The sequence below is a fragment of the Bacillus sp. FSL W7-1346 genome, assembly GCF_038593335.1.
In the GTDB taxonomy this organism is placed as follows: domain Bacteria; phylum Bacillota; class Bacilli; order Bacillales; family Bacillaceae; genus Bacillus; species Bacillus altitudinis.
In genome coordinates this window covers 1,371,368-1,385,638 of the sequence record NZ_CP151988.1, presented here as the reverse complement: position 1 = coordinate 1,385,638, position 14,271 = coordinate 1,371,368, and the positions used below count along the sequence as shown (strand labels likewise).

17 protein-coding genes are annotated in these 14,271 nt (G+C 39.6%); 2 read left to right on the top strand and 15 right to left on the bottom strand.

The genetic code is table 11. The features are described 5' to 3' along the window. Positions 1-10: 10 nt before the first annotated feature. From pfkB to NST09_RS07035, 6 genes are all read right to left on the bottom strand, one after another. A complete protein-coding gene (gene pfkB, locus NST09_RS07060; RefSeq protein WP_046527029.1) occupies positions 11-922 on the bottom strand; it encodes a 1-phosphofructokinase in 912 nt (303 codons plus the stop codon). Further along, the gene (locus NST09_RS07055) at positions 919-1,674 is read right to left on the bottom strand and encodes a DeoR/GlpR family DNA-binding transcription regulator (RefSeq protein WP_342493474.1); all 756 of its coding nucleotides are present in this window, start codon (positions 1,672-1,674) and stop codon (positions 919-921) included. The genes pfkB and NST09_RS07055 overlap by 4 nt, the downstream gene beginning before the upstream one ends. Before the next feature lie 335 nt (positions 1,675-2,009). Next, complete coding sequence (locus NST09_RS07050; RefSeq protein WP_035392183.1) at positions 2,010-3,203, bottom strand: ABC transporter permease; 1,194 nt, start codon at positions 3,201-3,203, stop codon at positions 2,010-2,012. Beyond that, entirely contained in the window at positions 3,190-3,891 is a 702-nt protein-coding gene (locus tag NST09_RS07045) for an ABC transporter ATP-binding protein (RefSeq protein WP_135226822.1), read from the bottom strand. The genes NST09_RS07050 and NST09_RS07045 overlap by 14 nt, the downstream gene beginning before the upstream one ends. Then, on the bottom strand, positions 3,888-4,994 hold the full coding sequence (locus tag NST09_RS07040) for an efflux RND transporter periplasmic adaptor subunit (protein ID WP_007498628.1): 1,107 nt from the start codon (positions 4,992-4,994) through the stop codon (positions 3,888-3,890). The genes NST09_RS07045 and NST09_RS07040 overlap by 4 nt, the downstream gene beginning before the upstream one ends. Positions 4,995-5,014: 20 nt before the next feature. Continuing rightward, positions 5,015-5,635 carry a YIP1 family protein gene (locus tag NST09_RS07035; RefSeq protein WP_008345152.1) on the bottom strand — a complete coding sequence of 207 codons (621 nt, stop codon included), beginning with the start codon at positions 5,633-5,635 and terminating at the stop codon, positions 5,015-5,017. 518 nt (positions 5,636-6,153) lie between these two features. Here NST09_RS07035 and NST09_RS07030 point away from each other — a divergent pair. Beyond that, positions 6,154-6,531 (top strand): hypothetical protein, encoded by a 378-nt coding sequence (locus NST09_RS07030; protein ID WP_017359410.1) that lies wholly within the window; start codon positions 6,154-6,156, stop codon positions 6,529-6,531. Positions 6,532-6,578: 47 nt separating this feature from the next. Here NST09_RS07030 and moaD read toward each other — a convergent pair whose 3' ends face one another. From moaD to NST09_RS07000, 6 genes are read right to left on the bottom strand one after another with little or no spacing between them, the layout of a single operon-like run. Then, complete coding sequence (gene moaD, locus NST09_RS07025; RefSeq protein WP_342493473.1) at positions 6,579-6,812, bottom strand: molybdopterin converting factor subunit 1; 234 nt, start codon at positions 6,810-6,812, stop codon at positions 6,579-6,581. After that, the gene (locus NST09_RS07020; protein WP_008345161.1) at positions 6,805-7,296 is read right to left on the bottom strand and encodes a molybdenum cofactor biosynthesis protein MoaE; all 492 of its coding nucleotides are present in this window, start codon (positions 7,294-7,296) and stop codon (positions 6,805-6,807) included. The genes moaD and NST09_RS07020 overlap by 8 nt, the downstream gene beginning before the upstream one ends. Continuing rightward, a complete protein-coding gene (gene mobB, locus NST09_RS07015; RefSeq protein ID WP_342493472.1) occupies positions 7,289-7,816 on the bottom strand; it encodes a molybdopterin-guanine dinucleotide biosynthesis protein B in 528 nt (175 codons plus the stop codon). The genes NST09_RS07020 and mobB overlap by 8 nt, the downstream gene beginning before the upstream one ends. After that, positions 7,798-9,072: a gephyrin-like molybdotransferase Glp gene (gene glp, locus NST09_RS07010; protein WP_217815725.1), complete on the bottom strand. Its 1,275-nt coding sequence runs from the start codon at positions 9,070-9,072 to the stop codon at positions 7,798-7,800. The genes mobB and glp overlap by 19 nt, the downstream gene beginning before the upstream one ends. Positions 9,073-9,081: 9 nt before the next feature. Then, positions 9,082-10,098 (bottom strand): MoeB/ThiF family adenylyltransferase, encoded by a 1,017-nt coding sequence (locus NST09_RS07005; protein WP_081114456.1) that lies wholly within the window; start codon positions 10,096-10,098, stop codon positions 9,082-9,084. A gap of 29 nt (positions 10,099-10,127) precedes the next feature. After that, positions 10,128-10,709 (bottom strand): molybdenum cofactor guanylyltransferase, encoded by a 582-nt coding sequence (locus tag NST09_RS07000; RefSeq protein ID WP_017359414.1) that lies wholly within the window; start codon positions 10,707-10,709, stop codon positions 10,128-10,130. 83 nt (positions 10,710-10,792) lie between these two features. Here NST09_RS07000 and NST09_RS06995 point away from each other — a divergent pair, with 83 nt between their 5' ends. After that, positions 10,793-11,710: a sigmaE regulated sporulation protein gene (locus NST09_RS06995; protein ID WP_342493471.1), complete on the top strand. Its 918-nt coding sequence runs from the start codon at positions 10,793-10,795 to the stop codon at positions 11,708-11,710. 62 nt (positions 11,711-11,772) lie between these two features. Here NST09_RS06995 and NST09_RS06990 read toward each other — a convergent pair whose 3' ends face one another. The 3 genes from NST09_RS06990 to ahpA all read right to left on the bottom strand — a co-directional run bounded on the left by NST09_RS06990 (position 11,773) and on the right by ahpA (position 14,113). Continuing rightward, entirely contained in the window at positions 11,773-12,354 is a 582-nt protein-coding gene (locus NST09_RS06990) for a hypothetical protein (protein WP_007498648.1), read from the bottom strand. Positions 12,355-12,835: 481 nt separating this feature from the next. Continuing rightward, complete coding sequence (locus tag NST09_RS06985) at positions 12,836-13,294, bottom strand: TlpA disulfide reductase family protein (RefSeq protein WP_008345174.1); 459 nt, start codon at positions 13,292-13,294, stop codon at positions 12,836-12,838. Positions 13,295-13,570: 276 nt separating this feature from the next. Then, the gene (gene ahpA, locus NST09_RS06980; protein WP_007498654.1) at positions 13,571-14,113 is read right to left on the bottom strand and encodes a biofilm-specific peroxidase AhpA; all 543 of its coding nucleotides are present in this window, start codon (positions 14,111-14,113) and stop codon (positions 13,571-13,573) included. Between the last annotated feature and the right edge of the window lie 158 nt (positions 14,114-14,271).

Here is a 14,271-nt window from a genome sequence, read left to right as displayed (position 1 = left end):
GACTCCTCCTTTAAATGCGTGTGACTTTTACTTGTGGCAATAATGTATCGACAAGCTCTTTTGTTCCAAGTTCCTCAGAAAATGCTGTAGCACTTCCTGATGTGACGCCAAGCTTAAATGATTCTTCTATGGAAAGGCCTTTAGAAACGCCAGCTAAGAATCCTGCAACGACTGAATCCCCTGCACCAACTGAGTTGATCAGCTTGCCTTTTGGAACATTAGATTGAAAGATCCCTTCCTTACTGAATAAGAGAGCGCCGTCTCCAGCCATAGATACAATGACATGTTCAGCACCTTGTTCCAACAGCTTTTTCCCATAAGGAATGGCTTCTTCTGCAGATGAAATACTGGTTTCAAACATTTCACCTAACTCATGATGGTTTGGTTTCATTAAGAATGGTTGCAGATCTGCTGCTTTTTTTAAGGCTTCTCCAGAAATATCAAGTACTACTCTTACCCCTTGCTTCGCACATACCTCAGCAATGCGCTCATATGTGTTATGAGGCAGTGAAGAAGGAATGCTACCTGCTAATACAACGACATCGCCTTCTGTTAATGAAGTGAATTGGGATAAAAACGAATCGAACTGTGCTTCAGTAATACTTGGACCGAGCCCGTTGATTTCTGTTTCTTCGCCTGTTTTTAGTTTCACATTGATACGTGTATCTTCTGACACCTCATGAAAGGCTGTTTGTAATTGTTCGTTTTGTAAAAAGTCTTGAATATATTTGCCTGTAAAACCGCCAATGAATCCAAGTGCTTTTGATTCAACACCGTGCCGTTTTAAAAGCCTTGAGACATTGATTCCTTTACCACCTGGATATTTTTTGTCATAGGTTGAACGATTTAAACCGCCGACCGCAAAATCCTCCACGTGTACGATGTAATCAACTGATGGGTTTAAAGTAACTGTATAAATCATGTTTTCACTACCTTTATAACCGTTTTTTCATGGTAATTATCGAATGAATCCTCTTTTGCGTCGTTTGTGATAATGGTGGCTTCCTGTAAACTAGCAAAGGTTGAAAACGATATTTCGCCAAACTTTGAGGCATCTGTTAAGATGTAGGTTTTTTTCGCCTGCTTCATGGCTCTTTTTTTAATGAGTGCTTCTTCTGGATCAGGTGTTGTAAACCCTGCCTCGGGATGAATGCCGTTCGTCCCAACAAAGCTTTTGTCAAAACGGTAATTTTCCATAGCTGTCAAAGCTGCGGCTCCCACCATGGCTCCTGTTCGATGTTTCACTGATCCGCCTATCAGGTAAAAAGAAATGCCTTTTCTCATGAGTGCTTCAATGTGCATGACACCATTTGTCACCACAACGATGTCTTGATCTGGATCGATAAAGTCAATCATTTGCTGTGTTGTCGTACCAGCATCTAAGTAAATACAATCGCCTTGTTTTATAAGTGATGCAGCTGCCTCTGCAATCAATGACTTTTCATGAAGGTTTTTGGCAGATTTCTCAAACACATCTGGTTCAAGACGAATACTAGATATTTTAGCTGCTCCTCCGTGAACTCTTTTAAGAAAGCCTTTTTCTTCGAGGGCTGACAAATCTCTTCTAATTGTAGATTCAGACGCATCCATCATAATCGTTAAGTCCTGTATTTTGATGACATCGTTTTCTTCTAAATAGTCGATAATGAGTTGATGTCTTTCTGGTGTTAGCATTGAAAACACCCCCTTTTGAAAACGTATTCATTTTGCGCGCACCTTTATTGTAATCGCTTTTTTCAACATTATCAATACAAAACAATCAAATACATTCAATAACTATCAAAATCTTTCACAATGGTCATCTTACCTTTATATGTACCATTTGTAAACTGAAAAATATGTGACATTGAGAAGAAAGTCATGATATTAGCATTTCTATCATTTTTCATTTCATTCAATTGAACGAAAAAAAGCCTTTATGCGTTTTGCATAAAAGCTTCAGGTGCGGAGCAGCAGGCAATATATCTCGTTCTACCTTCTTGTCAGCACCTTGAACGTTAACTTTAGGATTATTCATATCTAAGTGATTCAATCGGATCGAGCCTCGCTGCTTTATTGGCAGGAATCAGTCCAAAAATAATACCAATGAGCATACTAAATAGGACGCCTCCACATACGATTTGCCACGATACAAGAGAAGGCCACCCTGCAAACAGTGACACAAGTGAAGCACCTCCGAAGCCAAGCGCAATTCCAAGTAACCCACCGATCAGTGTAAGGACGACAGACTCAATTAAAAACTGAACGAGTATTTGAGCCCTAGTTGCCCCAAGTGCCTTTCGAATTCCGATTTCTCTTGTTCTTTCTGTGACAGATACGAGCATAATATTCATGACACCAATGCCGCCGACAAGTAATGAGATACCAGCAATTGAGCCAATGATTGTTGTCATGACAGACGTAATCTGACCAATGCCTGCTGCAATCTCTTCCAGATTGATCATTTCGTAAGCATCTTCTGTATGATGGTTTTCATTTAAGCGTGCAGCCGCACTCTTTCCCACTTCTTTCATTTGATCAGCATGTGCAACTTGAATAGACAACTTATCATATTCTTTCACACCGAATGCAGTTGTCAGCATTGCAAAAGGGACATATATTTCATTCATATCAAATGAGAACAGACCTTCCTGTTTTGCTAAAACTCCGATCACCTCAACCGGCTGTCCATTCATCCAAATCAACTCGCCTACTGCCTTCTCTCCATTAAACAATTCTTTTTGTATCCCTTCTGAAATAACAGCTGCCCTTCTTCCGCTCCTAAAATCGATTTCACGTAAGTCCTGTCCTTCTGCTATATGTAATGAATGTACATTCGTGTAGCCTTCATTAATTCCATTGACCGTTGCATCTATTGTTGTATCTTGGAATCTTAATTGCATGCCTTGTGCCGTGGAGGAGGCAACCTGTTTAACCCCATTCAATGCTTGAACACTTTGAATGTCTTCTTCAGTAAATGTGGCTTCAAATAACGCATTCGGATTCGCATTTAACTCCTCATCAGAGGGTGTATAGGTCATATCAATGGTATTGTTTGGCCCTGAAATTGATTCTTTCAGCATTTGCTCTCCGCCTTGACCGATGGCAACGACTGCAATCACTGATCCAACCCCAATAATAATGCCAAGCATTGTTAAAATAGAACGCAATTTATGAGCTAGGACAGAATTCAGCGCTATTTTGATATTTTCAAAGAGTTTCATTCATTGCGTCTCCTTGTATCAATCTATCTTGAACGAGGCGTCCATCTCTTACAACGACTATCCGGTTTGTATACGCAGCTATTTCTTCTTCATGAGTAACGAGCACAACCGTTGTTCCTTCCTCATTGAGCTTTGTAAACTGTTCCATAATCGAACCGCTCGTTTTTGAATCAAGAGCGCCTGTTGGTTCATCTGCCAAGATGAGCTTCGGCTCATTGACAATCGCACGTGCGATGGCTACTCTTTGCTTTTGACCCCCTGACAACTCGTTTGGCATATGCTTCATTCGATCTGCCAAACCAACCTTTTCAAGTGCCATTTCCGCACGTTCTTTTCTTTCCTTTTGACTGATACCAGCGTAAATCATCGGAAGTTCAACATTTCGCCTCGCATTTAATCTAGGCAGTAAATAAAATTGTTGAAAAACAAAACCAATGGATCGATTTCGAATCACTGCGAGATCTTGATCCTTTGCTGCCGACAGCTCCATACCTTGAAAATGGTACTGTCCGGAGGTCGGGTGGTCCAAACAGCCAATGATATTCATTAACGTTGATTTTCCAGAACCGGACGGGCCCATAATGGACATATACTCGCCTTTACCAATGACGAGGTTCACATCACTTAATACATCAAATGTCTCCTCAGCAACTTCGTAGCTTTTTGTCACGTTTGAAAGCTGAATCATTCAGCATTCACTTCCATTCCGTCATACATGTCATCTGATGGCTCTGCAATGATTTGATCTTCTTTTGTTAAACCTTTCGTCACTTCAAGATCTTGACCTGACGTTTCACCTAATGTCACTTTTACTTTCTTCAGTGCATTCTTTTCAACAACATAAACGTATGATCCATCTTTCTCTTTTTTCACAGCTGTTTCAGGAATTGTGAGCACTTGACGCTTGTCCGTTTCAATTTCCATGATCATTTTAAAGCCTGGTTTTGCATCCGGCTTTTTCCCTTTTATTTCAATTTCGACTGGATATTGTACGGTTTGATCACTAGCAGCTGTTTCTGCTGTTGACTGGGCAGGCACAGTGCCCACTTTTTTCACCACTCCTTGCCAACTCTTTCCGCGAATGACATCAGACGTTACCTTTACTTTTTGTTTCTTTTTGACTTTCATAGCATCATACTCAGTGATTAAGCCTCGTACGATCATTTTTTTCTCATTGCCAATATGGATCACCGGCTGCCTCTCTTCTAGCTTCCCTGCGCCAGCATCTTGCTCGATGGAGATGACTGTTCCTTCAATTTTGCTATGTATCGTTAAATCTTCTATTTGTGCCTTTACTTTTTCTTGGTTAAGCTCCGCTTGTTTTTGCTCTAATTCAGCGGCTTTGAGTTCGAGTTCAAGCTGATCTCGCTCGTTTTTCGAATCAGAGCCCGCCTTTTTCCCCTGATTTTCATCTAATGTATTGAGTCTATTTTGTAATTGTTCAAGCTTTAGTGTACTTGATTCAGCCGCAAGTGCTTGCTGCTGTTCTTCAAGCTCCAGTTCCTTATTTTCATATGTAAGGAGCGGTGTTCCAACTTTCACCTTTTCTCCTTCTTTCACAGCGATATGATTCAGGCTTCCCTTCTCTTCTTCTGTATAAATGAATTGCTCCTCCGAGAATGAAAGTGTTCCAGGCGTCATCACCGTAGAAGTTATTTCTTTTGATGCAAGTTGGACTGTTTTAAATGATGCCGTAGAGGCAGGCTTTGATTGGTTTTTTGCAATATTAAATCCAATGAATAGACCAATCACAATAATGATAATGGATCCGATAATGATTTTCTTTCTCATAAAAACATTCTACCCCCAGCTTACTGCATGTTGATGGTGATTGTGGTTCCTACATATTGAAAAATTAAAGATAATACATAAAAGACACTCACAATAATCCAAGATATTCTTGGCGAAATGCGGCCGACTTTGATCAATAAAAAGCCTGTTAAAACAAGATTCCAGATCACAAAAAGATCGATATTGGCTAACACGGCATGCCATGGACCAGACATTCGAATGAATGCGTTTAATGAGGTAACCGTGATATCTTTTGGCACATGAAAAAAAATGATCGCCAAATGAGAAATAATCGTACCAATGATCGTAATAGGTGTGATATACAGTACACCTGAAAACAGCTGATGAAATGTTGCATCACCTTTTGCTAAAAAGACGATGAACTTGTATACGGCAGTATTAATGACAATCCCAATGACCAGACCAATAAGCGTGATCACATAAACGAAAGGGATTGGTAAAATTAAATCTGCCCACAATCCTTCATTCACTAGCTGAGACAAATAAGTGACAACAACTGTTAATACAAGCACACATGATAAAGGCCACCAAACGAATGGCTGCTCCCACACTCTTTTTAAATGCTCTGATGGTCTTGTGCTTACTCCAATCATTGTGGGTTTTGGCGTTGTTTCTTTCATCAAATGTCATCCTCTCCATGTGCTGTAAGTATCGAAACGTTTTTTCATACTCTTGTTGTTTCTATTTTATCAAAAGATTGCCAATAAGTGATAGATCATTTGATTTTCTTATTTTCATAGTGATAGGATTGAATCTATTATTCTATTTTCATGAACGACATCCTTCAAATGATACCTTGATCCGACCATATTCTTATGAAAAAATCATGATTTTACTGACTGAAAAACAGTTTATGAAGTAAACAACATGTCTTTCGGAATAAATATCCTTTTCCTTTGGATTCAGATGGTCTCAGTTAGACACAACAATTTTTTGTTAAAATATTCCTAGTAATTTCAATGAATCCCGGCTTTATAGGACTATGTTTAGCGCCTTTTATAGAACAGATGAGCCTTTAGTATCAATACTTTCATATTAAAAAAATAAAAATAAAAGGATTTTACTTGATCAAATGTTATTTTTTCATATAATGTAAAATAGAGGTAGGTTAAATGATAGTGGAAATGGAGTCAAGTGAATGTTAAGAGAAAAATTGAAAATGCAATTGATTTTACTTTATGAAAAGGAACAAGAAGCATGGCAATACTTTAGAAAGGAAAGAGAACTGATTTATCATGAGCTCAAATTACTTGATATGAAAGAGAGCAGACCTTCTAATGACAAAATATACTACGCAGCAAGGTGTGTAGATATTATTAAAGAAAAAAAGGGAAGCATCGTGAGCACAAAAGAACTAAAAGAACAGCTTCAAGCTCAAACAGATTTCAATGTGAGACGAATCAGCGAATTGTATGATCTCATTCAACAGCTCGATCCTCACATTTCTAAAGCACGCCGGGGATGTTTTATTTACGAAGATCATACCCAAGTACCTCTCCAAACTTTTCACACATAAAAAAATTGGTTACAGCCGTTGGCCATAACCAAATCCTCTAATATCTATTATCCACCACTTACAGGAGGAATGAGTGCAACAGTGTCCCCGCTAAGCACTTCAGCATTTCCCCTCGTATATATTTCGTTGACTGCAACCATCACGTTTTGTGCAGTATCAACACCATATACCTCCTGTAATTCTATTTTAATCTCATCAACCGTTGTTTGATCTTTTTGAATGATGATTTGTTGTTTACCGGCCTTCTCAGCAAGGCCGGCGAACAATAATACGCTAATCATGCCGCTTCCCTTCTTTCTCGTTAAGTTGGAGAGTACTAGGTTTTCCTTCCGGGTATGAAACGGTTTCAAGCTGATCACCTATCCAAGCCTCTCCATCTTCCCAGTATTCCTTTTTCCATATAGGAACTATTTCCTTTATTCGTTCAATCGCATATTCATTGGCTTCGTATGCAGCTTTCCGATGAGGTGATGAAACAGCTATTGCCACTGCAATGTCACATATCTCAAGAGTGCCAATACGATGCACAATAGCAGCTTCTGTATCGGGCCAGCGTTTTTTAATTTCTTGTCCAATTTGACTCAACATATTTTCCGCCATTGGTATGTATGCTTCATATGTTAAACGCAGCGTTTTTTTGCCATTTGTCCATTCTCTTACCGTGCCTATGAATGTCGTAATGGCTCCCGCTTTGCGTCTTGTGACATGCTGAATCAATTCATTCACATCAATCGGCTCTTTTGTGATCTTAAAAAGTTCATTCATACGAGGCTTCCCCCTTCAATAAATTAAAAGCAAATGTGATCCCGTGCTTGTCAAATGCTGAAAACACAGGAAACGGGTATTTCTCAGTGAATTGTATTTCTTTATTGAAATAAATGGCTGCTTGTATATGAGAAAGTGTTGAAAGATCAATGAGTTCCTGTTCGTCTTTGACACACAGGATTTTGCGATAAGGCGCCTGTTTGTATCCTTCGATCAAGACGGCATCTAAAGGAAGATGCTGACACATGTTGATTAGTTGTGTGAATGTCATGTGCCGTATGAAAAAGTGACATTCACCTTCTCCCTCCACACCTGCGGCAAATGCACCCGCTTGAACATATCGATCCGTATCTTTTTGTTTGAACAGACGGTCTGGCTTTCCGCCATGTCCGTGATGTTTGAAGCAGCCTAGCTGCATTTCTTCTTCATCCGCCAGCTGACATAATTTTTCGATCAGCGTCGTTTTACCACTATTTTGATAGCCCACGACTTGTAGAATGTTTAATTTGTCATCCAACATGGAGCACCGCCTTCGTGGTGAAATAGCAGAACGCTGACCTGGTCACCTGCACTAAACCCTCTTGTTCCTCCAGGCAAAACAATGAAACAATCAGCATGAGCAATAGATGTCACCGCACTAGATTTATCAAGACCGGTTGGCGTCACACTCAGCTGGCTGCCAGCGAAATCAAGTGATGCTCTAACAAATCGTGTGAATGGATTGGCTTTTGGAAAATCATGTGTCAGCTTCGCCTCAGCAAAAACGGGAAATGGATTTTCTTTCAAACACCATTTATAAATGATCGGTTTGACAAATAGTTCAAAGCCAACAAAACAGGCAGCCGGATTTCCTGACAGCCCATAAAGCAATTGACCATTTGACAACGCAGCAACGGTCGTCACACTTCCAGGTCTCATGGCGACTTTATTAAACAACACCTCTGCACCTAGTTTTTCATAAATAGCAGGTAAAAAGTCAAAATCACCTACCGATACACCACCTGTTGTGATGAGCATATCAACTTTGCTTAAGGCTGCTTTTACGGCTTCATAGCTTTGATCAAAATCATCGGATACACCGCCTAAATCAAGCGGTTCTCCTCCAGCTTCAAGAACCTGAGCGTATACCATGCTTAGGTTACTATTTCTAATTTTACCGTCCACCATGGCATCACTTACTTGTAGGAGCTCGGTACCTGTTGAGATGATACCGATCACCGGTTTTTTGACGACTGGCACAACCGCATACCCGAACGTTGCCAATATCGCCGTCACGCCTGGGGTAACTTTTGAGCCTTTTTTGATCATGACGTTCCCTTTGAGGGTCTCTTCTCCTTGCCGAGAAATATTGTCCCCCTTTTTCAGCCGTCTTTTAAGTGACATCATTGATTTACCGTCTTTTTCAAACGTTTTCGTCAATTCGAGCATGATCACAACATTTGCTCCTTTTGGAATCTTCGCTCCTGTCATGATGCGAATCGCTTGAAAAGGACCGATCGTTTTTGCAGAAACAATACCTGCCCCTATATGATCAATGACCTCAAATTCAACCGGATGCTCGCTCGATGCTTCCTTTGTATCTTCTGCTCGAAGTGCAAAACCATCATACGGAGAACGATCAAAGGCAGGAACATCGTGATCTGCTAAAATATCCTCTGCAATCCATCTTCCAAGGCTGTTCTTTAAAGGAACCCATTCGACTTGTCCATGTTTTTGAAATTGGTGGACTTTCTTTACTGCCTCTTCTACTGGAATTGGCTGTCGTCTTTCCATCACTTCTCACTCCTATATGCCTAGCAGTCTTGCTAGTAATGAATTGGCTACTCTTTCATCATTTGTCCCATGGATTAATACACGTCCTCCTTTAAAACAAACGATACGGTGTCTTTCATAGCGTATATGAATTAAAAAATCGTTCACTTCCACCTCACAAATAGAGGACAGACGCTCTTTTACATGCTGAAATGAAAGGTTTTCTAAATCCTTCGATATGATCTGAATGGTGTCACGCCCGCAAAGAATCGCTGTTTTTTTTCGCTGTTCATCTAAATATGGATACGTTCTATTTATGCCGCAAGATGGACAGCTCTCCTGCTTCGTACGAGATACATCCATTTTAAACGAAGACGACTGCCACAAATCAAACGTGACAAACTTTCGCTCCATTTGCTCTTCATGCCCTGTTAAATATTTTAATGCCTCTGTTTGCTGATAAGCCGACACCATTTGGACAGCAGGAGAAATAATACCAGCTGTATCACATGTCAAACCCCCAACAGGCACTGAGGTAAATACACATGATAAGCAAGGTGTTTTGCCCGGCAAAATGGTCATATACATTCCCTGACTGCTCACACAGGCACCGTAAATCCAAGGCGTATTTGTTTCTAAAGATAAGTCATTCATCACCATTCTTGTCTCAAAATTATCAGTCGCATCAATGACGATATTTGCTTTTCGGAATAAAGGTCTTAACAGCTCTACTCCTGCATCTTCAATAAGAGCGTGTATGGTCACTTCATGGTTGATCTCTTGGAGACGTTTTTTCGCCGCTGCCGCTTTTGGCACATGCATCTTTGCATCGTGTTCAGTGTACAGCTGCTGCCGCTGTAAATTTGAGAATTCGACATAATCACGATCTACAATCGTCAAAGTACCAATTCCAGATCGGACAAGCCCTTCAGCAGATGCTGTTCCAAGTGCACCAGCTCCAACAATAAGGACATGACTTTCGGCAAGCGCAGACTGCCCTTTTTCGCCTACCGGAGGGAACAAGATTTGCCTTGAATATCGCTCGTTCAATATTGTTCTCTCCTTCTCGTTTTTATGTATCATATCATACCGTTTTCAGGTAAATCGCTTCTTTTGTTGATATTATGAAATTCATTTGGTGCCACGTTCAGTTCGTCGGCTGGAACAACCTGGACGTGAAGTTTTTGTAATAAGTCTTTGATAGCTAATTGATTCTCTTTTAAACACGCAGAAATAAACGGAAGACTGCGGCGGTGATAAAGCGCAAATAACGGCTGTAATCTTCCCTGCACCATCGGAACCACAGCATCTACATGCTTATGGCAATAAGAAGATAAAGCGACGGCTGTCTCTTTTCGTATGAATGGCATATCACATGCCGTCACTAAATACCACTCTGCTTCTTGCTTTTGCATAGCGGTATATATACCTGCAAGCGGGCCATACCCACGCACCTGTTCATCATCTAACCAAACAGCTTGTTCCCCTCTTGCTTTGAAAAAAGGCAGAAGCTTCGGGTGACTGATGATGACGGTTTCCCCTTTCAAAAGTTGCTCTTTCACATGTTCATATAGTGGTTTCCCCTGATAGACATGACTTGCCTTTGGCTCTCCAAAACGCCTAGAAGCACCTCCGGCTAGTATCACATTCACTATTCTCATCATCTCATCCTCTTTGATATGGTTGTTCTAATCGCACTCATTTCGCATACTTTATTGATAACATGAATAAGGAGGGTCTACCTATGAACCGGCGCCATGCTTCTCCCCTATTCCATGATCTGTCTCAAGAAAATCTATTTTTAAAAGCTGAAACGGCCAAATATCAACAGATAATTTCAGATTTACAGTCCACGTATACCTATGCTAAAAACAAGAAGCTATCTCAAGAATATCATGAGATGAAAAAGGATTTCACTCAATTAAAACAACAATTGGATGAAATGACCATTGACCAAGACGAAGCATCATCTAAAATACAAGATCTCTCTTATAGCAAATCGGAATTATTACATAAAATCGTCCTTCTTCATGAAATGCTGCAAAAGGAAACCTATCATAGACGAAAAGAAACAGAGGAAAAGCACCGATTGCATTTGAAGGTTGTAAAATATAAGGAAATGTCTCAGCAACTACAGGAGCGATTACTAGACCAAGGTAAACAGCTTGCAAAAGAGGGAAAAAAAGGAAATACTTTATCCACTGTGATTGAAAAACTGCAGCAAACTCTAGGCGATAAAAACGCAGAGCTTCATTTATTACAAGAAGGCGTCCGGCATCTACAGGAGCGTTTTTATGAAACACAAGAAAAATTACTGCAAATCGAAAAAGCAAAAGAAGCCATTTTTTATGAAACGCTCACGAGCTACCAAAAACAGTTGGCCGAAAGCGAGGAATGGATCGCTTCTCATTTTGCTGATATCGACCAGTCAGCCCAAACAAATGCCGAGCCGTTCTCACAAGACCCTATTTTACAAACAACCGAAGAAATAGGACCGATTTTGAAGAAACTAAACGAACAAGTAGAAACGCTCCAGGCAAAAGTTGATGCGGTGCAGCGGAGTGGAGAGGTCATGACAGTGAAGATCGATGGATTTAAAAAACAGCGCGACAACATGCCCAAAGAACGAAAGATTGTCTATACAGTTGATCAAAAAAAGTGATTCATTCATCACGTACGCAAGAAAAAACTGCTGGCATTTACGCCCAGCAGTTTCTTTTTTATTTATTCGTCTTCTGTTTGAATGTCGCCTTCTAAAATATACTGTCCGCGATAAGGTTTCTTCACTTCTGGGTACATTTTAATTAAGCTTTGCATAAACGTTGTCATATTTGGAATTTCAAGACCGCTCTCTTTTTCAATCTCTTTTTGAAGTTCAGAGCTTTTAATCGCCGCATTATGACGCTTTAATGTTTTGATTGCAGCTTCACGAAGCTTAGCTGCCTTTGATCCAGGTCTAGCTGTGCCTCTTCTGCGTCTTGTAGATCCTTCAGGAATACCTACAGGTGCACCATTTAGCTGACCTGTTCCTAAAGATGATGTAACGTTTGACTGCGTTTGCGCAGGCTGATTGTAGCTTCTCATTTCTTGTGCAGCCAGCTCAGCTAATACAGGCAGTGAATCTGTTTTTCTCTCTGTACGTACTTCTTTTTTTGTATCTGTGACGAGACCTGTACCTTGACGGTCTAATTCTCTTAGTTTTGCGTAAATCGCATCTCGTTCAATTTGATATTCACGGATGACCTTTACTTCTGCTTCATTTAATTGTTCCAATCGTAAACGTAACGCTTCCCTCTCATTAAACAATGGATTTCCCCCTCATCATATAAAAAATATTCTATAGTAAATATTAGATTAGAAAACTAATTTTATCAACTATTTTTTTATCATTTTACAGTTTGCTATCAGATAGGTATTTCCAACTAAAATTTTGCCAAAGAAGAAAAATCGGCACCCATTTCATTGCCACTATAGGCTTTTGACCACCTTTAAAATATTGTAAAAATTTTGAATAAATGCTTATACTACTTGATTTATATAGTTATTTACCAAACTGAAATTTCTTTTGTGCAAAAACGTTCTGAATAGTAAAAAGTTAAAATCTTTACATTTTCATTTCAAAATAAAAATGTAAATAGGTCATAATACCTTTTTATTTTAGGGAATTTTTTTTATGAAATCCCTCATTTTCTCTTTTCTTAGGCATTCCACCTACAATCATATTCATCCAGTGCAATATGTCTCCTATTTTTCCCCATGAAAAAACCCCCATTCATGGGGGGAAAGCCTATTCTGCAGCCTTTTCAGACTCAGAAAGAACTCGATTGACACGTTTTTCAAGCATTTTCATACCGCTTCCGCCAGCTTGGAAGTGGCGTAAAGCACCTGTTTTATCGAATACATAGTAAGCTGGTACATATTCGTTCTCAAATGCTTCTGTTAATTTATGGTCGCTGTCTACAAAGATTGGCTGTGTGATTTCATGCTCATTTGCAACCTCTTTGATTTTTTCTAGATCTAGGTCATCCTCTGAACGTGGCATATGAACTGCGATCACGTTTAGTTGATCCTTGTATTCATCACGGAATTGGTTCACTTGCGGCATCGCCTCTTTGCAAAGGTGACAGCTAACTGACCAGAAGTGGATCAATGTTGGTTTATCACCAATTAATTCTTCTCTTGTTACTTCTCCATTTAACCATTCTTTTGCACCAGTTAGTTCTGGCATTGGTTGACGTAATTTCATTTTGAAGCGCCTCCATCCATTGTATGTCTCGAAACAAAAAAGTCTAACATCAGTTAGACCCCAGCATGTAGACAAACCCTCTCATTCTTTTTCGGTCCTGCGTGCTGGTGCTCACGGAATGTCACATTCGCTTCGCGCCAGTACTCGTTCTTCCTAGACTTCAAAGGTTTTCTATCACGCTGAAAAGAAGACAAAGGGCTAAAATCAAGTTCATTTTAGCCCTTTGTCAACAATCTGAAGGTCTAACACCCGTTAGACTGTTTCTTCAACTATCAATTAAAGTGTTTTTTGACCAGGTTTCCAGTTCGCTGGGCAAAGTCCACCAGTTTGTAATGCTTGAAGAACACGTAGTGTCTCATCTACATCACGACCGATATTGTTGTGGAATACTGTTTGATATTGAAGTTCGCCTTCTGGGTTAATGATGAATAGACCACGAAGTGCAATTCCTTCTTCTTCAATTAAAACACCGTATTCTCTAGATACTGTGTGGTTTGTGTCAGCAGCTAGTGGATATTTTAATTCACCAAGACCATTGTCTTTACGATCTGTGTTGATCCAAGCAAGATGCGTATGGATTGTATCAGTAGATACACCAATGATTTCTGCATCTAAATCTTCAAACTCATCATAACGATCGCTCATTGCTGTAATTTCAGTTGGACAAACAAAAGTGAAATCCATTGGATAGAAGAAAAGAACTGTCCATTTGTCATTCTTGATGTTTTCCTCTAAACTCACTTTACCAAATTCCTTATTAGCAAGTACTGCTTCCATTTCAAAACGTGGAGCTTGTTTTCCTACAAAACGCTCTGCCATATGTAAATCCCTCCAAAAATAATATCTTTATACAGACTTCTTAGCTGTATATAAAATGAGAATCAATAGGTTGAATTCTCATTTAGTTAATAACTTCACAAATATAATTATAATACTTAAGCGATTTTTAGTCAATATTAATTAATAATAAATTTAAT

Excerpts from the sequence above, each read along its gene's own strand:
- pfkB (WP_046527029.1), bottom strand. The coding sequence starts at position 922 with ATGATTTATACAGTTACTTTAAACCCATCAGTTGATTACATCGTACAC.
- NST09_RS07055 (WP_342493474.1), bottom strand. The coding sequence starts at position 1,674 with ATGCTAACACCAGAAAGACATCAACTCATTATCGACTATTTAGAAGAA.
- NST09_RS07050 (WP_035392183.1), bottom strand. The coding sequence starts at position 3,203 with ATGAAACTCTTTGAAAATATCAAAATAGCGCTGAATTCTGTCCTAGCT.
- NST09_RS07045 (WP_135226822.1), bottom strand. The coding sequence starts at position 3,891 with ATGATTCAGCTTTCAAACGTGACAAAAAGCTACGAAGTTGCTGAGGAG.
- NST09_RS07040 (WP_007498628.1), bottom strand. The coding sequence starts at position 4,994 with ATGAGAAAGAAAATCATTATCGGATCCATTATCATTATTGTGATTGGT.
- NST09_RS07035 (WP_008345152.1), bottom strand. The coding sequence starts at position 5,635 with ATGAAAGAAACAACGCCAAAACCCACAATGATTGGAGTAAGCACAAGA.
- NST09_RS07030 (WP_017359410.1), top strand. The coding sequence starts at position 6,154 with ATGTTAAGAGAAAAATTGAAAATGCAATTGATTTTACTTTATGAAAAG.
- moaD (WP_342493473.1), bottom strand. The coding sequence starts at position 6,812 with ATGATTAGCGTATTATTGTTCGCCGGCCTTGCTGAGAAGGCCGGTAAA.
- NST09_RS07020 (WP_008345161.1), bottom strand. The coding sequence starts at position 7,296 with ATGAATGAACTTTTTAAGATCACAAAAGAGCCGATTGATGTGAATGAA.
- mobB (WP_342493472.1), bottom strand. The coding sequence starts at position 7,816 with ATGTTGGATGACAAATTAAACATTCTACAAGTCGTGGGCTATCAAAAT.
- NST09_RS07000 (WP_017359414.1), bottom strand. The coding sequence starts at position 10,709 with ATGAGAATAGTGAATGTGATACTAGCCGGAGGTGCTTCTAGGCGTTTT.
- NST09_RS06995 (WP_342493471.1), top strand. The coding sequence starts at position 10,793 with ATGAACCGGCGCCATGCTTCTCCCCTATTCCATGATCTGTCTCAAGAA.
- NST09_RS06985 (WP_008345174.1), bottom strand. The coding sequence starts at position 13,294 with ATGAAATTACGTCAACCAATGCCAGAACTAACTGGTGCAAAAGAATGG.
- ahpA (WP_007498654.1), bottom strand. The coding sequence starts at position 14,113 with ATGGCAGAGCGTTTTGTAGGAAAACAAGCTCCACGTTTTGAAATGGAA.